15 protein-coding genes are annotated in these 19,179 nt (G+C 63.9%); all 15 read left to right on the plus strand.

Annotation, left to right across the window (positions count from 1 at the left end):
• The first annotated feature begins 81 nt into the window (after positions 1 to 81).
• Complete coding sequence (gene prmA / locus EGJ86_RS00145) at positions 82 to 960, plus strand: 50S ribosomal protein L11 methyltransferase (RefSeq protein ID WP_125833487.1); 879 nt, start codon at positions 82 to 84, stop codon at positions 958 to 960.
• Positions 961 to 1,013: 53 nt separating this feature from the next.
• Entirely contained in the window at positions 1,014 to 2,291 is a 1,278-nt protein-coding gene (locus EGJ86_RS00150) for a DUF3426 domain-containing protein (protein ID WP_125833488.1), read from the plus strand.
• A 229-nt stretch (positions 2,292 to 2,520) separates the two neighbouring features.
• Positions 2,521 to 3,519, plus strand: coding sequence for a tRNA dihydrouridine synthase DusB (dusB, locus tag EGJ86_RS00155; protein WP_125833489.1), 999 nt, complete (start codon positions 2,521 to 2,523; stop codon positions 3,517 to 3,519).
• Positions 3,516 to 3,836 carry a DNA-binding transcriptional regulator Fis gene (fis, locus tag EGJ86_RS00160; protein WP_003242613.1) on the plus strand — a complete coding sequence of 107 codons (321 nt, stop codon included), beginning with the start codon at positions 3,516 to 3,518 and terminating at the stop codon, positions 3,834 to 3,836. The genes dusB and fis overlap by 4 nt, the downstream gene beginning before the upstream one ends.
• Before the next feature lie 74 nt (positions 3,837 to 3,910).
• Positions 3,911 to 5,518, plus strand: a complete 1,608-nt coding sequence (gene purH / locus EGJ86_RS00165; RefSeq protein WP_125833490.1) for a bifunctional phosphoribosylaminoimidazolecarboxamide formyltransferase/IMP cyclohydrolase — start codon at positions 3,911 to 3,913, stop codon at positions 5,516 to 5,518.
• A gap of 198 nt (positions 5,519 to 5,716) precedes the next feature.
• The gene (gene purD / locus EGJ86_RS00170; protein WP_125833491.1) at positions 5,717 to 7,006 is read left to right on the plus strand and encodes a phosphoribosylamine--glycine ligase; all 1,290 of its coding nucleotides are present in this window, start codon (positions 5,717 to 5,719) and stop codon (positions 7,004 to 7,006) included.
• Positions 7,007 to 7,116: 110 nt separating this feature from the next.
• Positions 7,117 to 9,903 carry a hybrid sensor histidine kinase/response regulator gene (locus EGJ86_RS00175; protein WP_125833492.1) on the plus strand — a complete coding sequence of 929 codons (2,787 nt, stop codon included), beginning with the start codon at positions 7,117 to 7,119 and terminating at the stop codon, positions 9,901 to 9,903.
• Positions 9,904 to 9,945: 42 nt separating this feature from the next.
• Positions 9,946 to 10,542 carry a MarC family protein gene (locus EGJ86_RS00180; RefSeq protein ID WP_074936284.1) on the plus strand — a complete coding sequence of 199 codons (597 nt, stop codon included), beginning with the start codon at positions 9,946 to 9,948 and terminating at the stop codon, positions 10,540 to 10,542.
• 251 nt (positions 10,543 to 10,793) lie between these two features.
• On the plus strand, positions 10,794 to 12,593 hold the full coding sequence (gene atzF, locus EGJ86_RS00185) for an allophanate hydrolase (protein WP_177432719.1): 1,800 nt from the start codon (positions 10,794 to 10,796) through the stop codon (positions 12,591 to 12,593).
• An 8-nt stretch (positions 12,594 to 12,601) separates the two neighbouring features.
• Complete coding sequence (locus EGJ86_RS00190) at positions 12,602 to 13,330, plus strand: GntR family transcriptional regulator (RefSeq protein WP_125833494.1); 729 nt, start codon at positions 12,602 to 12,604, stop codon at positions 13,328 to 13,330.
• A gap of 49 nt (positions 13,331 to 13,379) precedes the next feature.
• Entirely contained in the window at positions 13,380 to 14,645 is a 1,266-nt protein-coding gene (gene urtA, locus EGJ86_RS00195; RefSeq protein WP_059390392.1) for an urea ABC transporter substrate-binding protein, read from the plus strand.
• Between the two features lie 173 nt (positions 14,646 to 14,818).
• Positions 14,819 to 16,387, plus strand: a complete 1,569-nt coding sequence (urtB, locus tag EGJ86_RS00200; RefSeq protein ID WP_125833495.1) for an urea ABC transporter permease subunit UrtB — start codon at positions 14,819 to 14,821, stop codon at positions 16,385 to 16,387.
• A complete protein-coding gene (urtC, locus tag EGJ86_RS00205; protein ID WP_125833496.1) occupies positions 16,387 to 17,478 on the plus strand; it encodes an urea ABC transporter permease subunit UrtC in 1,092 nt (363 codons plus the stop codon). The genes urtB and urtC overlap by 1 nt, the downstream gene beginning before the upstream one ends.
• Positions 17,475 to 18,317 carry an urea ABC transporter ATP-binding protein UrtD gene (urtD, locus tag EGJ86_RS00210; protein ID WP_106732571.1) on the plus strand — a complete coding sequence of 281 codons (843 nt, stop codon included), beginning with the start codon at positions 17,475 to 17,477 and terminating at the stop codon, positions 18,315 to 18,317. The genes urtC and urtD overlap by 4 nt, the downstream gene beginning before the upstream one ends.
• 131 nt (positions 18,318 to 18,448) lie before the next feature.
• Complete coding sequence (gene urtE, locus EGJ86_RS00215) at positions 18,449 to 19,147, plus strand: urea ABC transporter ATP-binding subunit UrtE (protein WP_125833497.1); 699 nt, start codon at positions 18,449 to 18,451, stop codon at positions 19,145 to 19,147.
• Positions 19,148 to 19,179 lie beyond the last annotated feature (32 nt).

Consider the following 19,179-nt stretch of genomic DNA (forward strand, 5'->3'; position numbering starts at 1 on the left):
TCAGCGGCCACGCTGGCATGCCGCCCGCCCGTTCCAGTAAGCTGCGCGGCCAAACCGTTCCACATGCTTTCGAGGTTTCTCATGCCCTGGTTACAAGTCCGTCTCGCCATCACACCTGAGCAGGCAGAAACCTACGAGGACGCCCTGCTGGAGGTCGGCGCCGTGTCGGTAACCTTCATGGATGCCGAAGATCAGCCGATCTTCGAGCCGGACCTGGGCACCACGCCGCTGTGGTCGAACACCCACCTGCTGGCCCTGTTCGAAGCCGACACCGACGAAACCGCGCTGCTTGCCCACCTGCAACTGCTGTGTGGTGGCGCACTGCCGGAGCATCATGTCGAGCGTATCGAGGATCAGGACTGGGAGCGCAGCTGGATGGATGGCTTCCAGCCGATGCGCTTTGGCCAGCGCCTGTGGATCGTACCGAGCTGGCACGCCGCCCCGGAACCGGATGCGGTGAACCTGCTGCTCGATCCGGGCCTGGCCTTCGGCACCGGCACTCACCCGACCACCGCACTGTGCCTGGAATGGCTCGACAGTCAGAAGCTCGATAACTGCAGCGTGATCGACTTCGGTTGCGGCTCAGGCATCCTCGCCATCGCTGCCCTGCTGCTCGGCGCACCGCAGGCAGTGGGCACCGATATCGACCCGCAGGCCCTGGAAGCTTCGCGCGACAATGCCTCGCGCAACGGTATCGACCCTGCCCGCTTCCCGGTCTATCTGCCCGCCGACATGCCGCAACAACCCGCCGACGTGGTCGTCGCCAACATCCTCGCTGGCCCGCTGGTTTCCCTGGCACCTCAGATCACCGCGCTGGTCAAAGGCGGTGGACGCCTGGCGCTGTCGGGTATCCTCGCCGAACAGGCCGAGGAAGTCCGCGCCGCCTACGCAGGTGCGTTCGACCTCGACCCCACGGCCGGCAAGGACGGCTGGGTGCGCATCAGCGGCGTCAAGCACTGAACCGCGCGCAGTCGTTGCGTTAGACTAGCTGCTTGGATTTTCCGGACCCGCGCATGAGCGAAAGCCACGTCACCCAGTGCCCCAATTGCCGCACCAGCTTCCGCGTCAGTCAGGCGCAGCTGGCTGCTGCCCATGGCGCCGTACGCTGCGGCGCCTGCCTGCACGTGTTCAACGCGGCAGAGCAACTGTTCGGCCCGCGTGCGAGCACACCTGCGCCAGCGGCAGCGGCAGCTAACGTGGTAAGTGCTCCGCTCAAGGCCCAACCCGACACCAGCAAGCAGCCAGCGACCAAGCCTGCCGACGATACCCTGTGGATCCATGACGATCTTGATCTGGACAGCCTCGACCTCGATGAGGAACTGGCCAGACTGGAAGAGCAGGAACAACAGCTGTCACAACAGTTCCTCGCACTGGAACAGGCGCCGCGCTATGCCGAGAACTTCGGCAGCCGCGCGACAGATGAACACGAAGATGCGCACGACGAAGCCTGGGCCGAAGCCCTGCTGCGCGACGAACCAGTCAAGCGCGAGCGCGACAGCTTCGAATTGCAGCCTACCGAGGAACAGCCAGAGCCCGCACTTGCACCGGAGCCCAAAGCCGCCATTGAGTTCACCCCCGCCACACCCCGCAAGCAGCAGCCCATCGCCGACGCCCTCGACGAAGCCGACGAGCCGCGCCTGGGTGATCTCGATGACGAGCAGGACGAGCCGGAGCGACAAGACGAAGACCAGCGCACGGAACGTGAAGACCCCAAGGTAGCGCGTAACGAGCCGGGCCTGCGCGAGGAGCGCCTGTTCGAACTGGACGACGAGCCCTTGCAACTCGACTGGCGCCAGCCACAGGGCACGTCCTGGGGTCGCGTGTTCGGCTGGGGCCTGCTCAATCTGCTGGCGGTGGGCGGCCTGCTCGCGCAGTACGCGGCCTACAACTTCGACGAACTGGCACGCCAGGACCGTTATCGCCCCTGGTTCGAACAGCTGTGCCCGAACATCGGTTGCAGCCTGCCGTCGAAAGTCGACATCAGCCAGATTCGCAGCAGCAACCTGGTAGTGCGCAGCCACCCGGAGTTCTCCGGCGCGCTGATCGTCGACGCCATCCTCTATAACCGAGCCTCCTTCGCCCAGCCCTTCCCGCTGCTGGAGATGCGCTTCGCCGACCTGGGCGGCCAACTGGTCGCCAGTCGTCGCTTCAAACCCAGCGAGTACCTTGCTGGCGAGCTGGCCGGGCAGAGCGAAATGCCGCCGCAGACGCCCATTCACATCTCCCTGGACATCCTCGACCCGGGCACGCGCGCGGTTAACTACAGCCTCAGCTTCCATTCCCCCGAGTAGCCTGAAGGGGCCGCGACCCGTGGTCGCAGGCCCTTTATCTAACTACTGGCGATAAGCCCATAGCTGTTCAGAATTTGTTCAAAACGACCTTTATCCGGTCATCCAGAGCGGGTATCATGCCCACCCTTTCGCGAGCACCGAACCACCATCGTTTCCCCTGAGGACACAGTGGAGGCCAGGTGTTGATCGCCCTTTGTCTCAACTGCGCACCAACAAGCAGGGACGCCCCATGTCGGCCCCACGTATTGGCCCCTACACATTGCCCAATCGGTTGATCCTGGCTCCCATGGCCGGCGTCACCGATCGTCCGTTCCGCCAACTGTGCCGCCGTCTCGGCGCTGGCCTGGTGGTGTCGGAGATGGTCACCAGCGATGTGCGCCTGTGGAACAGCCGCAAGTCCAGCCTGCGTTTGATGCACGCCGGTGATCCCGAGCCGCGTTCGGTACAGATCGCCGGCGGCGACCCGCAGATGATGGCCGACGCGGCGCGCAAGAACGTCGAGTTGGGCGCGCAGATCATTGATATCAACATGGGTTGCCCGGCCAAGAAGGTCTGCAACAAGGCCGCCGGCTCCGCGCTGCTGCGTGACGAGCCCTTGGTACGTGAAATCCTCGATGCGGTAGTCGGTGCGGTGGACGTGCCGGTGACCCTGAAGATTCGCACTGGCTGGGATCGGCAGAACAAGAACGGCATCACTGTAGCGAAGATCGCCGAAGATGCTGGCATTGCTGCGCTTTCCGTCCACGGTCGTACCCGCGCCGATCTGTATACCGGCGAAGCCGAGTACGACACCATCGCCGCAATCAAGCAGGCAATATCAATTCCGGTGTTCGCCAACGGCGACATCGACTCCCCACAAAAAGCCAAGGCCGTGCTCGACGCCACCGGCGCCGACGCCCTACTCATTGGCCGTGCCGCCCAGGGGCGGCCATGGATATTCCGTGAAATCGAGCACTACCTGCGTACCGGCGAAACCCTGCCGGCACCGAGCCTGCTCGAAGTGGAACGCATCCTGCTGGAACACCTGGCCGCACTGCACGCCTTCTACGGCGAATTGATGGGCGTACGCATCGCCCGCAAGCATGTCGGCTGGTATCTCGCAACCCTGCCGGGCGCCAGGGAGTTTCGCGCCCAGTTCAACCGTCTGGACAGTACGGACGCACAGTGCGCCAACGTTCGCGAGTTCTTCAGCGAACGGCATAACGATGGAAACGAGGTGGCCGCATGACGTTGATGACAGAGACCCTAGTGAGTGGAATTGCACCCGTGAGTGACAACACCAGCCTTAAACAGCACCTGAACACGCCGAGCGAAGAGGGTCAGACCCTGCGCGGCGCCGTGGAGAAGGCGCTGCACAATTACTTCGCCCACCTCGAGGGCGCGGACGTCACCGACGTGTACAACCTGGTGCTCACCGAAGTCGAAGCGCCGCTGCTGGAAACCGTCATGAATCACGTGAAAGGTAACCAGACCAAGGCTTCCGAGCTGCTCGGCCTGAACCGTGGCACGCTGCGCAAGAAGCTCAAGCAGTACGATCTGCTGTAACCCCGAACTCCCGAAAAGGGCGGCCCGCATGAGCCGCCTTTTTTGCTGATATCCCCGCTCTGATGGATAGTGAAATGACCGACCAGACCACCCTTCTGCCCGTGCGCCGCGCGCTGATCAGCGTTTCCGACAAGACTGGCGTCCTCGAATTCGCTCGCGAACTGGCCGCCCTCGGTGTCGAGATTCTCTCCACCGGTGGTACCTACAAGCTGCTCAAGGACAACGGCGTAGCCGCAGTGGAAGTGGCTGACTACACCGGTTTCCCGGAGATGATGGACGGCCGCGTGAAGACCCTGCACCCGAAGATTCACGGCGGCATCCTCGGTCGTCGCGCCCTGGACGGCGCAGTGATGGACGAGCACGGCATCAAGCCGATCGACCTGGTGGCGGTAAACCTCTATCCCTTCGAAGCCACCGTGGCCAAGCCTGATTGCGACCTGGCCGACGCCATCGAGAACATCGACATCGGCGGCCCGACCATGGTCCGTTCGGCGGCGAAGAACCACAAAGACGTGGCCATCGTGGTCAACACCGGCGACTACGCTGGCATCGTCGCCTCCCTCAAGGCCGGCGGTCTGAGCTACGCCCAGCGTTTCGACCTGGCCCTGAAGGCCTTCGAACACACCGCGGCCTATGACGGCATGATCGCCAACTACCTGGGCACCATCGACCAGGCGGCTGGCACCCTGTCCACCGAAGACCGCGGCGCCTTCCCGCGTACCTTCAACAGCCAGTTCGTCAAGGCGCAGGAAATGCGTTACGGCGAGAACCCGCACCAGAGCGCGGCGTTCTATGTCGAGACGAAGAAGGGCGAAGCCAGCGTTTCCACCGCCGTGCAACTGCAAGGCAAGGAACTGTCGTTCAACAACGTCGCCGACACCGACGCCGCGCTGGAATGCGTGAAGAGCTTCGTCAAGCCGGCCTGCGTCATCGTCAAGCACGCCAACCCATGCGGCGTGGCCGTGGTACCGGAAGACGAAGGCGGCATCCGCAAGGCCTACGACCTGGCCTACGCCACCGACACCGAGTCGGCCTTCGGCGGCATCATCGCCTTCAACCGTGAGCTCGATGGCGAAACCGCCAAGGCCATCGTCGAGCGCCAGTTCGTCGAAGTGATCATCGCCCCGAAAATCAGCGCCGAAGCCCGCTCCGTAGTCGCCGCCAAAGCCAACGTGCGCCTGCTCGAATGCGGCGAGTGGCCAGCCGAACGCGCCGCAGGCTGGGACTTCAAGCGCGTCAACGGTGGCCTGCTGGTGCAGAGCCGCGACATCGGCATGATCAAGGCGGAAGACCTGAAGATCGTCACCCAGCGCGCCCCGAGCGAGCAGGAAATCCATGACCTGATCTTCGCCTGGAAAGTGGCCAAGTTCGTCAAATCCAACGCCATCGTCTACGCCAAGAACCGCCAGACCGTCGGTGTCGGCGCCGGCCAGATGAGCCGCGTCAACTCCGCGCGCATCGCCGCGATCAAGGCCGAGCACGCTGGTCTGCCGGTACCGGGCGCGGTGATGGCTTCGGACGCCTTCTTCCCCTTCCGCGACGGTATCGACAACGCCGCCAAGGCCGGCATCACCGCAGTGATCCAGCCCGGTGGTTCGATGCGCGACAATGAAGTGATCGCGGCTGCCGATGAAGCCGGCATTGCCATGGTGTTCACCGGCATGCGCCACTTTAGGCACTAAATCGGCCGCACTGAAACCGTTATCTGCGTTGTTGCCCCGGGTTCCGCCAATGCTCATTGCCAATAGGCAACTCCGCTTGTCGAAACCCGGGGCGCCTAGCATCTACCGGCTTCATCGCGACCTCGGAATTTGTAGGGTGGATAGCGCTTTTCCTATCCACCGAACGGGCCACCGGCCCGCCTCCATCGGGAGAGAGACATGAACGTACTGATCATCGGCAGCGGCGGTCGTGAACACGCCCTGGCCTGGAAAGTGGCGCAGGATCCGCGCGTCGAGAAGGTCTTCGTCGCCCCGGGCAACGCCGGCACTGCGGTGGAAGCCAAGTGCGAAAACGTCGCCATCGATGTGCTGGCCATCGAACAGCTGGCCGACTTCGCCGAGAAGAACGTGCAGCTGACCATCGTCGGCCCGGAGGCTCCGCTGGTCAAAGGCGTGGTCGACCTGTTCCGCAGCCGTAAGCTGGACATCTTCGGCCCTACCGCCGCCGCTGCCCAGCTGGAAGGCTCCAAGGCCTTCACCAAGGACTTCCTGGCGCGCCAGCAGATCCCCACCGCTGACTACCAGAACTTCACCGAAATCGAGCCGGCGCTGGCTTACCTGCGTGAGAAAGGCGCACCGATCGTGATCAAGGCCGATGGCCTGGCCGCAGGCAAGGGCGTGATCGTCGCCATGACCCTGCAGGAAGCCGAAGACGCGGTGCGTGACATGCTCGCCGGTAACGCCTTCGGTGAAGCCGGCTCGCGCGTGGTGATCGAAGAATTCCTCGACGGCGAAGAAGCCAGCTTTATCGTCATGGTCGACGGCGAGAACGTGCTGCCGATGGCCACCAGCCAGGACCACAAGCGCGTTGGCGACGGCGACAGCGGCCCGAACACCGGTGGCATGGGCGCGTATTCGCCTGCGCCGGTGGTCACCGCCGAGGTGCACAAGCGCGTGATGGACGAGGTGATCTACCCGACCGTGCGCGGCATGGCCAGCGAAGGCAACGTCTACACCGGTTTCCTCTATGCCGGTCTGATGATCGACAAGGCTGGCAAGCCCAAGGTCATCGAGTTCAACTGCCGCTTCGGCGACCCGGAAACCCAACCGATCATGTGCCGCCTGGAAAGCTCTCTGGTGCTGCTGGTCGAGGCCGCACTGGCCAAGGCTCTGGACAAGGTCGAAGCCACCTGGGACCCACGTCCGACCGTGGGCGTGGTACTGGCTGCCGGTGGCTACCCGGGCGACTACGCCAAGGGCGACGTCATCGAAGGCCTGGATGAAGCCGCCAAGCTCGACGGCAAGGTATTCCACGCCGGTACCGCACTGAAGGACGGCCAGATCGTCACCGCCGGTGGCCGCGTTCTATGCGCCACTGCCATCGGCGCCAGCGTCGCCGATGCCCAGCAGCAGGCCTACCGCCTGGCCGAGAAGATCCGTTGGAATGGCATGTTCCATCGTAACGACATCGGCTATCGGGCCATCGCCCGCGAGCGCGGCGAGAGCTGATCGTTTGAGCGAAAATGCGGCACAAACAAGGCAAAATCGCTGTTTGTGCCGTATTCGCTCGAGCAAATGCTTGGCTATAATCCGGCCACTCATTTAGAAGGATTTTGCCCGTGCGCCGGCTCAGGATTGCCATCGGACTACTCGCCAGCTTGCTGTTGCTTGGCCTTGCCCTGACAGCCACGGCGAACGCAGCCCCTACCGGCACGCACAGCTGGTCCTATCTGGTCGACGCCAGCGCCCGCCTGGGCCTCGAAGAAGTCCGCGCCCAGCGCCAGCAGTTCAAACCCCTCAGCAAACAGTCCTTTACTTTCCCGCCCAGTGATCACGCTGTCTGGCTGCGTGCTGAGTTCGCACCGCAGCAGCAACCCGCCTGGCTGTGGATCTTTTCACCACGGGTGCAGTACCTCGATTACTACCTGCTGAGAGACGGCCAGCTGGAGCAGAACCTGCACACCGGCGAGGCCATGCCGTTGGATTCGCGACCGCTGCCATCGCGCTTCTACCTGATGCCGTTGCCGAATGACGGCCAGGCCCGCGTCGCCTATGTCCGCCTGACCTCCAACCACCCGCTGATGACCTGGTTCAAGGTCATGGATCAAGCCGAGCTGGTCAGCCTGGAAAAGCCCGCCTACCTCTATGGCATGCTGTTCGGCGCCCTGCTGCTGCTGACCCTGTACAACCTCATCCGCTTCATCTACAGCCGCAGCGCCAGTGGCCTTTGGCTGGCCGGGGTTAACATCGGCCTCGCCGTGTGCTCCTCGGCCAACCTCGGCATCTTCGCCCAATGGCTGCCCAGCCTGGGCTACAACCAGTCCCTGATCGCCGACCTCTCTGCCCTGTTCGCTGCCTTCAGCGCCCTGGCCTTTGGCCTGAGCTTCATGCACGGCACGCCAGTACAGCACAGTCCCCTGAACCGCCTGCTGCGGGGTAATGCTCTACTGCTCCTGGGCTATGCGCTGTGCATCGTCGTCACCGGTCTGTTCTGGTACAGCTCGCTGGTCTACCTGCTGGTGGCTCTGAGCGCGATCAACCTGCTGCTGGTGAGCGGCCTGCACTGGCGCGCCGGTTACCAGCCGGCACGCCTGATCGCCTTAGGCATGCTGGTGTTCAACATGGGCTTTGGTTTCTTCGTGCCGGTGCTGCTCGGCTTCGATCAGCTCAATCCGGGCTGGCTGGTGCTGGGCGTATTCAGCGTTGCCACCCTGGCCGGTCTGATCCTCAGCGTGTCGCTGACCGAGCGGCAGCGGCAGATCCAGCGCGACACGCTCCAGGAAAGCACCGCCCTCGCTGCCAGCAGTGCCGAGCTGAAAGCCAAGGCCGAGTTCCTGGCCAAGATCAGCCATGAAATCCGCACGCCAATGAACGGCGTGCTGGGTATGACCGAGCTGCTGTTGGGCACACCGTTGTCGGCCAAGCAGCGCGACTACGTGCAGACCATCCACAGCTCGGGCAACGAACTGCTCACCCTGATCAACGAAATCCTCGACATTTCCAAGCTCGAGTCCGGACAGATCGAACTGGACGATGTGCAGTTCGACCTCGGCGCGCTGATCGAAGACTGCCTCGACATCTTCCGCGCCAAGGCCGAACAACAGCGCGTGGAGCTGATCAGTTTCATCCAGCCACAGGTGCCACGGGTGATCAGCGGTGACCCGACACGCCTGCGCCAGGCCCTGTTGAGCCTGCTGGACAACGCCTTCAAGCAGACCGACGAGGGCGAGATCCTGCTGGTTGCCGCCCTCGACAGCAGCGACGGCCAACATCGTCTGCGCGTCGCCGTACAGGACAGCGGTCGTCCACTGCTGCCAGAGGAACGCGACGCCCTGCTCAACGCCGAACTGCAGAGCCGCGACTTCCTATCCGCCACCCGCCTGGGCGGGCGCCTCGGCCTGATCATCGCGCGCCAGTTGGTGCGTCTGATGGGCGGCGAGTTCGGTATACAGGGCAGCGGCAACCAGGGCACGACCCTGTGGCTGACCCTGCCGCTGGACGCCGCCCGTCTGGAACAACCGGAAGCCGACCTCGACAGCCCGCTACAGGGCGCGCGCCTGCTGGTAGTGGACGACAACGACACCTGCCGCAAGGTGCTGATGCAGCAATGCAACGCCTGGGGCATGCAGGTCAGCGCCGTGCCCTCCGGCAAGGAGGCTCTGGCCCTGCTGCGCACCAAGGCGCACATGCGCGAGTACTTCGATGCGGTGCTGCTCGACCAGGACATGCCCGGCATGACCGGCATGCAGCTGGCCGCCAAGATCAAGGAAGATCCGAGCCTCAACCACGACATCCTGATCATCATGCTCACCGGCATCAGCAACGCGCCGAGCAAGGTGATTGCACGCAACGCCGGGATCAAGCGCATCCTGGCCAAGCCGGTGGCCGGCTACACGCTCAAGACCACCCTGGCCGATGAACTGGCCCAGCGCCCCAACGACACTCCCGCCCAAGCAGCGCCAACTCCGGTCAGTACGCCGCTGAACGTGCCGGCCGACTTCCGCATTCTGGTGGCCGAAGACAACAGCATCTCCACCAAGGTGATTCGCGGCATGCTCGGTAAGCTCAACCTCAAGCCGGACACTGCCAGCAACGGCGAGGAAGCCCTCAGCGCGATGAAAGCGCAGCCCTACGACCTGGTGCTGATGGACTGTGAAATGCCGGTGCTCGATGGTTTCTCCGCCACCGAACAGCTGCGCGCCTGGGAAAAGAGCGAGAAACGCCCGCGTACACCGGTGGTAGCACTGACCGCGCATATCCTCAGCGAACACAAGGAACGCGCGCGTGCCGTCGGCATGGACGGCCACATGTCCAAGCCAGTGGAGCTGTCACAACTGCGCGAGCTGATCGAGCACTGGATTGCCGAGCGCGAGCTGCGTCGCCAGCGTGATGCGCTGCCACACTGATAGTCTTCTTTACCTTCACTGCCTTTCTGCGAGCCTGCCGCCATGGCGTCCGAGTTGTTCAGCCTGTACCTGAAGATGCTGGTGCTCTACAGCCCCTTCTTCGTCCTCTCCTGCTTCATCGGCCTCAGCCGCGGCTACACCCTCAAGGAGCGCAAGCGCCTGGCCTGGAAAGTGGCGCTGGCGACGCTGATCGCCAGCGTGCTGCTGTACCTGTTCGGCAAACACATCTTCACCCTGTTCGGCATCACCATCGACGCCTTCCGTATCGGCGCGGGATCGGTGTTGTTCATCTCCGCCCTCGGCATGGCGCAGGGCAAGTCGGCGGTGCAGACAGACAACGTGCAGCAGGACGTAACCATCGTGCCGCTGACCATCCCCCTGACCGTCGGCCCCGGCACCATCGGCGCCCTGCTGCTGATGGGCGCCAGCCAGCCACACTGGGACGATAAGCTGGTGGCCGTGGCGGCGATCTTCCTCGCCAGCCTCACCGTGGGCGTGGTGCTGTACCTTTCCAACCAGTTCGAGCGCCTGCTCGGCGACCAGGGCCTGCAGATCGTCAGCCGGTTGATGGGCCTGTTCGTCTGCGCCCTGGCCGCGCAGATCATCTTCACCGGGGTGAAGAACTACCTGGTGCCGTAAGACACCGAGCTTCGAGCCCTCGGTGCGCACGGCGCACCCTACCCCTCTCGATACCGTAGGGTGCGCTGTGCGCACCGCCAGCGCCAAAGAGCCTGCACCATTCGCTTGCAGGTCAGCCCCACCTCGGTGCAACGCCTCTCGCCAAAGCCCCTGCCGCTGTCCTGAAATCCCCGAAAATAAAGGCCTGCGCAAAACTGGCACCGTCATTGCTCTAGCGATTCCAACTTGGATACAAGATGGAATCTCGAAGCATGTCCAACGCACCTATCGCTTTCACCCTCGCGCAATGGCAACAGGCCTACCGTGACGGCCAATCCCCTGCCGAGCTGCTGCACGCCCTGCGCCTGGAACTGCGCACTGATGACAGCGCCTGGATCGCCCTGACCAGCGAAGCCCAGCTAGACGCTCAACTCGATGCACTGACTACTGCACTGCAAGGTGTAGACGGCGATATGAGCAAGCTGCCGCTGTACGGCGTACCCTTCGCCATCAAGGACAATATCGACGCCGCCGGCTGGCCCACCACGGCCGCCTGCCCCGAGTTCGCCTACAGCGCCGAAGTCGACGCCACCGTGGTCGCGCGCCTGCGCGCCGCCGGCGCCATCCTGATCGGCAAGACCAACCTCGACCAGTTCGCCACCGGCCTGGTCGGCACCCGTTCGCCTCACGGCGCGGTGCCTAACAGCTTCAACCCGGCTTATGTCAGCGGCGGCTCCAGCTCCGGTTCGGCCAGCGTGGTCGCGCGCGGTCTGGTGCCCTTCTCGCTGGGTACCGACACCGCGGGTTCGGGCCGAGTGCCGGCTGGTTTCAACAATATCGTCGGGCTCAAGCCGACCAAGGGCTGGCTGCCCAATACCGGCCTGGTGCCGGCCTGCCGCACCATCGACTGCATCTCGGTGTTCGCCCTGACCGTCAGCGACGCCCTGACCGTGGCCAATATCGCCGGTGGCTATGACGCCGCCGACGCCTACAGCCGCAATAACCCGAACAGCGCCAAGGTCGGCATGCCGGCCAAGCCGCGCCTGGCCGTGCCGGCCAACCCCGAGTTCTTCGGCGACAGCCAGAACCAGGCCGTCTATGAGGCGGCACTGGGCAAACTGCGCGAACTGGGCGCCGAGCTGGTGGAGATTGATTTCGCGCCCTTCCAGCAACTGGCCGAGCAGCTTTACTACGGCCCCTGGGTCGCCGAACGCACCGTCGCGGTGGAAGGCGTGAACCCCGAACACATCAACCCGGTGGTGCGCGGCATCGTCGAAAACGGCCACAAGTACAGCGCCTGCGACGCCTACAAGGCCGAGTACATTCGCGCCGAGCTGAGCCGCGTGATCAACGACGCCCTGGCCGGCTTCGACGCCATGGTGGTGCCGACTTCGCCAACCATCCGCACCCTGGCCGAGATGGAGGCCGAACCGGTGCTGTTCAACAGCCAGTTCGGCACCTACACCAACTTCACCAACCTTGCCGACCTGTCTGCCCTGGCCGTGCCGGCAGGGCTGCGTGCCGACGGTCTACCGGCCGGCATCACCCTGCTCGCCCCGGCCTGGCATGACCAGGCACTGGCCGCTTTCGGCCAGCGTTGGCAGCAGGCTGTCGATCTGCCGCTGGGCGCCACCGGCAAGCCGCTCCCGGCTCAAGCAACGAGCGACAAACCGGCACCCGGCTGCATCCGTGTCGCCGTGGTCGGCGCACACCTCACCGGTATGCCGCTGAACTTCCAGCTCACCAGTCGCGATGCCGTGTTGGTGGAGCAGACCACCAGCACTTCCAGCTATCGCCTTTACGCCCTGCCCGGCACCGTGCCGCCCAAGCCGGGCCTGGCACGGGTCACCGAGGACGGCGCGGCGATCATCGTCGAGCTGTGGGACGTACCGCAGGCGCGCTTCGGCGAGTTCGTCGCCGAGATCCCGCCACCGCTCGGTATCGGCAACCTGGAGTTGGCCGACGGACGCTGGGTCAAGGGCTTTATCTGCGAGCCCTACGCACTGAATGGCGCGCGTGACATCACCAGCTTTGGTGGCTGGCGCGCCTATATCGCCAGCACCAAGGCCTGAACCCACTCATGCCACATGCCGCTGAGCGCCCGCAGAGCCTGGCTGAGCGTATCTACGCAAGGCTCAAGGACGACATCTTCGAGTTCCGCCTAATGCCCGGCGACCGCTTCTCCGAAGGCGAGGTCGCCGCGCGCATGGCGGCCAGCCGCACGCCGGTACGCCAGGCGCTACACCGTCTGCAACGCGAGGGTTTTCTCGATGTGCACTTTCGCAGCGGCTGGCAGGTTCGCCCGCTGGACTTCGTGCAATTCGACGAATTGTACGAGCTGCGCATCGTCCTTGAACTCGACGCCGTACGTCGACTTTGCCAGCGCCCCACGGACGAACATCCGCCTGCACTGCAGGATCTTGCGCGCACCTGGATGGTGCGAAAGGACGAGCAACTGCAAGACGGCAGCGCTGTATCGCGACTCGATGAAGCCTTCCATTGCCAGTTGCTGGACGCGGCCGGCAACCAGGAGATGGCCCGCGTGCACCGCGATGTCAGCGAGAAGATCCGCATTCTAAGGCGGCTGGATTTCACTCAGGCCCGACGCATCGACCTGACCTATGCCGAACATCAGCGAATTCTCGAGGCAATCCTGACTCGTCGCTCAGAAGAGGCACAGCAATTGCTCAAGGGCCATATAGAGGTCAGCAAGGCAGAGGTGCATTCGATCACCTTGCACAAGCTGTACGGCGCTCGTCAGCGCGTAGAGCAGATGCCGGAGCAACCGGGCCATGACCTTCACGCATGACCATAACAACGCTGTCCACTTACTCACACTTGTGAATGGAGATCGCACCATGCAACGTCGCAGCCTGATCAAGGCCTTTACCCTTTCCGCTTCCATCGCCGCCATGGGCCTGTCCTGGTCCATCCAGGCCGCCGAGACAATCAAGGTCGGCGTCCTGCACTCGCTGTCCGGCACCATGGCCATTTCCGAAACCTCGCTGAAAGACATGGCGCTGATGACCATCGACGAGATCAACGCCAAAGGCGGTGTACTCGGCAAGCAACTCGAAGCCGTAGTGGTCGACCCGGCATCGAACTGGCCGCTGTTCGCCGAGCGTGGCCGCCAACTGCTGACCCAGGACAAGGTCGCGGTGACCTTCGGCTGCTGGACCTCGGTATCGCGCAAATCCGTGCTGCCGGTCTATGAAGAGCTCAACGGCCTGCTGTTCTACCCGGTGCAGTACGAAGGCGAAGAGATGTCGCCGAACGTGTTCTACACCGGTGCAGCGCCAAACCAGCAGGCCATCCCGGCGGTGGAATACTTGCTCAGCGAAGACGGCGGCGCCGCCAAGCGTTTCTTCCTGCTCGGCACCGACTACGTCTACCCGCGCACCACCAACAAGATCCTGCGTGCCTTCCTCAACAGCAAGGGCATCGCTGACAAGGACATCGAAGAGGTCTACACCCCCTTCGGTCATAGCGACTATCAAACCATCGTCGCCAACATCAAGAAGTTCTCCGCTGGCGGCAAGACTGCCGTGGTTTCCACTGTGAACGGCGACTCCAACGTACCGTTCTACAAAGAACTGGCCAACCAGGGCCTGGAAGCCACCGAAGTGCCGGTGGTGGCCTTCTCCGTGGGTGAAGAAGAACTGCGCGGCATCGATACCAAACCGCTGGTCGGCCACCTGGCGGCCTGGAACTACTTCCAGTCCGTAGAGAACCCGGTCAACGAGAAGTTCGTCGCCGACTGGAAAGCCTACGCCAAAGCCAAGAAGCTGCCGAACGCCGACACCGTGGTGACCAACGACCCGATGGAAGCCACCTACGTGGGCATCCACATGTGGGCGCAGGCGGTCGAGAAAGCCGGCACCACTGATGTCGACAAAGTGCGTGAAGCCATGGCTGGCCAGGAGTTCGCGGCGCCGAGCGGCTTCACCCTGAAGATGGACGAGAAGAACCACCACCTGCACAAGCCGGTAATGATCGGCGAGATCCAGGATGACGGTCAGTTCTCCGTGGTCTGGGAAACCGAAGGCCCGATCCGCGCCCAGCCGTGGAGCCCGTACATCGAAGGCAACGACAAGAAAGCCGATACCCCGGTGAAGTCGAACTAAGGCAAAAGCCCCTCTCCCGCATGCGGTAACCACAGCTCGTCAATGAGTTGCAGTGCCGCTTGTCTCCCCTCTCCCGCTTGCGGGAGAGGGGTGGGGGAGAGGGTCGCCGTAGCCCGGATGCAATCCGGGAAGCTCGCCCCGGACGTCATCCGGGCTATGCCAAGGACACCCTTATGCCCACTGCCCTTACCCGAATTCTCCTGAGCCTGCTGCTGTTGCTGCCGCTGGCGGCGCAGGCTGGCGAGGCCGACGATTTCGTCGCTGCCAACGCCAGCAAACAGGCCAAACTGCTGCAGGACTGGGCCGCCACGCCCAGCACCGAACGCATGCCACTGCTGCAAGCCCTGCAGCAGGGCCGCGTCGGCAGCGATGCCGACAAACGTGCCTTCATCGAACAGGACGGCACCTGGCAAGCCGCTGATGGCGACGCCGAAGCCAATGGCACGCCACGCAAACTGCGCCTGAACAACCGCCTGCGCGGCTTGGTCACCTTCGCCGTGGCCAGCCATCAGTTGCTCGATGACGATGCCGCCGTGCGCCTCGCTGCCGCCAAGCAACTGCAACGCAACACGCCGCCGACACTGCTGCCGCTGCTGGAAAACCGCCTGAGCATGGAAGCCGACGAGAACGTGCGTGACGCCATCACCCTGGCCCTGGCCAACCTGCATCTGGAGGCCAGCGACCCTGCCGTGCGCCTCGCTGCCGTGGAGCGTCTGGGCAGGACCGGCGACCCGCTGGCGCGCACCCGCCTGCAAAGCCTGCTCGATGGCGAGGAAAGCGATACCGCCGTGCGCGCCGCTGCCGAGCAGAGCCTGGCCCAGGTGAAGAACAAACTGCTGATCGGCGAACTGCTAGGCCAGGCATTCAGCGGCCTGTCGCTGGGCTCGATACTGCTGCTCGCAGCGCTGGGCTTGGCCATCACCTTCGGCCTGCTCGGGGTGATCAACATGGCCCACGGCGAAATGCTGATGCTTGGCGCCTACACCACCTACGTGGTGCAGCTGAGCTTCCAGCGCCTGGCCCCCGAATACCTCACGCTCTACCCGTTGGCCGCGCTGCCCATCGCCTTTCTGGTCACTGCCTGCATCGGCATGGCACTGGAACGCACGGTGATCCGCCACCTCTACGGCCGCCCGCTGGAAACCCTGCTGGCCACCTGGGGCATCAGCCTGATCCTGATTCAGCTGGTGCGCGTCACCTTCGGTGCGCAGAACGTCGAAGTGGCCAACCCGGCCTGGCTGTCCGGCGGCGTGCAGGTGCTGCCCAACCTGGTGCTGCCCTATAACCGCATCGTCATCATCGGCTTCGCGCTGTTTGTTGTAGCCCTTACATGGTTGTTGCTGAACAAGACGCGCCTGGGCCTGAACGTGCGTGCGGTAACCCAGAACCGCAACATGGCCGCCTGCTGCGGCGTGCCCACCGGGCGCGTGGACATGATGGCCTTCGGTCTCGGCTCGGGCATCGCCGGCCTCGGCGGCGCGGCCCGCAGCCAGATCGGCAACGTCGGCCCGGACCTGGGCCAGAGCTACATCATCGATTCCTTCCTGGTGGTGGTGCTCGGCGGCGTCGGCCAACTGGCCGGTAGCGTCCTGGCAGCCTTCGGCCTGGGCGTGGTGAACAAGTTTCTCGAACCGCAGATCGGTGCCGTGCTCGGCAAGATCCTCATCCTCGCGCTGATCATTCTGTTCATCCAGAAACGCCCGCAAGGCCTCTTCGCTCTCAAAGGACGGGTGATCGACTGATGACCATGCCACTCAATCAAACGTTGCTGGCCCGCGCCAGCGCCAAGCTCGGCCCGCAGGTTTCGCTGGCCATCGGCCTGCTGGTGCTGACCGTGCTGCTGGCCATGCCGCTGCTGCACCTGCTGCCGGCCGACCATGCCCTGCACGTCTCGGCCTATTCGCTGACCCTGGTGGGCAAGATCCTCTGCTACGCCATCGTTGCCCTGGCGCTGGATCTGGTCTGGGGCTACGCCGGCATGCTGTCGCTGGGCCACGGCCTGTTCTTCGCCCTCGGCGGCTACGCCATGGGCATGTATCTGATGCGCCAGTCGGCGGGTGACGGGCTGCCGGCCTTTATGAGCTTCCTGGCCTGGAACGAGCTGCCCTGGTACTGGTACGGCACCTCCAGCTTCCTCTGGGCCATGTGCCTGGTGGTGCTGGCGCCCGGCCTGTTGGCGCTGGTGTTTGGCTTCTTCGCCTTCCGCTCGCGGATCAAGGGTGTGTACTTCTCGATCATGACCCAGGCGCTGACCTTCGCCGGCATGCTCCTGTTCTTCCGCAACGAAACCGGCTTCGGCGGCAACAACGGCTTTACCGGCTTCACCCGCATCCTCGGCTTCGACATCACCGCGCAGAGCACTCGCGCGGCTCTGTTCTTCGCCACCGTGGTGCTGCTGGTGGGCAGCCTGTACCTGGGCTTTCGCCTGGCACGCAGCAAGTTCGGCCGGGTGCTCACCGCCCTGCGTGACGCCGAGAACCGCCTGATGTTCTGCGGCTACGATCCGCGCGGCTACAAGCTGTTCATCTGGGTCTTGAGCGCAGTGCTATGCGGCCTGGCCGGCGCGCTGTACGTACCGCAGGTGGGCATCATCAACCCCAGCGAAATGGCGCCGACGCAGTCCATCGAGGCCGCCGTATGGGTCGCCCTGGGCGGTCGCGGCACGCTAATCGGCCCGCTGCTGGGCGCCGGGCTGGTCAACGGCATGAAGAGCTGGTTCACCGTGGCCTTCCCGGAATACTGGCTGTTCGCCCTGGGTGCGCTATTCATCGTCGTCACCCTGTATCTACCGCGTGGCGTGGTGGGCTTGCTGCGCAAGGAGAAGGATCAATGAAAGCCACTCCGGTACCTGAAACCATGCTCGAAGCCGCTTTCGACCCCACCGGCCTGGCGCTGGACACCGGCAAGAACGTCGGCAAGGGCGTCAACGTCCGCCACGGCACCATCCTCACCCTGGAAGACATCAACGTCAGCTTCGATGGCTTCAAGGCGCTGACCAACCTGACGCTGTACATCGGCGTCGGTGAGCTGCGCTGCATCATCGGCCCCAACGGCGCCGGCAAGACCACCATGATGGACGTGATCACCGGCAAGACCCGCCCGGACAACGGCGTGGCCTACTTCGGCGAGCAGTACGACCTGACCAGCATGAGCGAAGTACAGATCGCCCAGGCCGGCATCGGCCGCAAGTTCCAGAAGCCCACGGTGTTCGAAGCACTGACGGTGTTCGAAAACCTGGAACTGGCGCAGAAGACCAACAAGTCGGTATGGGCCAGCCTGCGCGCCCGGCTCAGTGGCGAGCAGAAGGATCGCATCGAGGAGGTGCTGACCACCATCCGCCTGGAAGCCTCGCGCAACCGTCCGGCGGGCCTGCTCTCCCACGGCCAGAAGCAGTTCCTCGAAATCGGCATGCTGCTGATGCAGGAGCCGCATCTACTGCTGCTCGACGAACCGGTAGCGGGCATGACCGATGCCGAGACCGAGTTCACCGCCGAACTGTTCAAGTCGTTGGCGCGCAAGCACTCACTGATGGTGGTCGAGCACGACATGGGCTTCGTCGGCTCCATCGCCGACCACGTCACCGTGCTGCACCAGGGCAGCGTGCTGGCCGAAGGCTCGCTGGAGCAGGTACAGAACGACGAGCGGGTGATCGAGGTTTATCTGGGGCGCTGACAACCGTGCGCACCGCATTCGATGGTTCCCACGCTCCGCGTGGGAACCCCTCCAGGAACGCTCTGCGTTCCAGCGACGCGGAGCGTCGTCAGCTACATGTCCACGCAGAGCGTGGGCACGAGAGGTACGCCATGCTGCAAGTCCAACAACTCCACCAGTATTACGGCGGCAGCCACATCCTTCGTGGCTTGTCGTTCGACGTGAAGGTCGGCGAGGTCACCTGCCTGCTCGGCCGCAACGGCGTGGGCAAGACCACCTTGCTCAAATGCCTGATGGGCCTGATTCCGGCCAAGGACGGTAGCGTGCAATGGGAAGGCAAGCCCATCACCGCTTTCAAACCGCACCAACGCGTACACGCTGGTATCGCCTACGTGCCCCAGGGCCGCGAGATCTTCGGCCGTTTGACCGTCGAAGAGAACCTGCTGATGGGCCTGTCTCGCTTCCCCGGCTCAGAAGCCAAGGAAGTCCCTGCGTTTATCTACGAGCTGTTCCCCGTGCTGCTGCAGATGAAACACCGTCGTGGCGGGGACCTCTCCGGCGGTCAGCAGCAACAGCTGGCCATCGGCCGCGCCCTGGCCAGCAAGCCACGCCTGCTGATCCTCGACGAACCCACCGAAGGCATCCAACCCTCGGTGATCAAGGAGATTGGCGCGGTGATCAAAAAGCTCGCCGAGCGCGGCGACATGGCCATTCTGCTGGTCGAGCAGTTCTACGACTTTGCCGCCGAGCTGGCCGATCAGTACCTGGTGATGAGCCGCGGTGAAATCGTCCAGCAAGGCCGTGGTGAAACCATGGAAGCCGACGGCGTGCGCGGGTTGGTGGCGATCTGACCAGCCTCGTAGGGTGGACGACGCTTCATCCG

Origin of the sequence: Pseudomonas sp. o96-267, from assembly GCF_003935465.1 — a bacterium.
Taxonomy (GTDB): domain Bacteria; phylum Pseudomonadota; class Gammaproteobacteria; order Pseudomonadales; family Pseudomonadaceae; genus Aquipseudomonas; species Aquipseudomonas sediminis.

Bases quoted from the DNA above. Each gene is read 5' to 3' on its own strand.
- prmA (WP_125833487.1), top strand. From the start codon at position 82: ATGCCCTGGTTACAAGTCCGTCTCGCCATCACACCTGAGCAGGCAGAA.
- EGJ86_RS00150 (WP_125833488.1), top strand. From the start codon at position 1,014: ATGAGCGAAAGCCACGTCACCCAGTGCCCCAATTGCCGCACCAGCTTC.
- purH (WP_125833490.1), top strand. From the start codon at position 3,911: ATGACCGACCAGACCACCCTTCTGCCCGTGCGCCGCGCGCTGATCAGC.
- urtE (WP_125833497.1), top strand. From the start codon at position 18,449: ATGCTGCAAGTCCAACAACTCCACCAGTATTACGGCGGCAGCCACATC.
- EGJ86_RS00190 (WP_125833494.1), top strand. From the start codon at position 12,602: ATGCCACATGCCGCTGAGCGCCCGCAGAGCCTGGCTGAGCGTATCTAC.
- dusB (WP_125833489.1), top strand. From the start codon at position 2,521: ATGTCGGCCCCACGTATTGGCCCCTACACATTGCCCAATCGGTTGATC.
- EGJ86_RS00180 (WP_074936284.1), top strand. From the start codon at position 9,946: ATGGCGTCCGAGTTGTTCAGCCTGTACCTGAAGATGCTGGTGCTCTAC.
- atzF (WP_177432719.1), top strand. From the start codon at position 10,794: ATGTCCAACGCACCTATCGCTTTCACCCTCGCGCAATGGCAACAGGCC.
- urtA (WP_059390392.1), top strand. From the start codon at position 13,380: ATGCAACGTCGCAGCCTGATCAAGGCCTTTACCCTTTCCGCTTCCATC.
- fis (WP_003242613.1), top strand. From the start codon at position 3,516: ATGACGTTGATGACAGAGACCCTAGTGAGTGGAATTGCACCCGTGAGT.
- purD (WP_125833491.1), top strand. From the start codon at position 5,717: ATGAACGTACTGATCATCGGCAGCGGCGGTCGTGAACACGCCCTGGCC.
- urtB (WP_125833495.1), top strand. From the start codon at position 14,819: ATGCCCACTGCCCTTACCCGAATTCTCCTGAGCCTGCTGCTGTTGCTG.
- urtC (WP_125833496.1), top strand. From the start codon at position 16,387: ATGACCATGCCACTCAATCAAACGTTGCTGGCCCGCGCCAGCGCCAAG.
- urtD (WP_106732571.1), top strand. From the start codon at position 17,475: ATGAAAGCCACTCCGGTACCTGAAACCATGCTCGAAGCCGCTTTCGAC.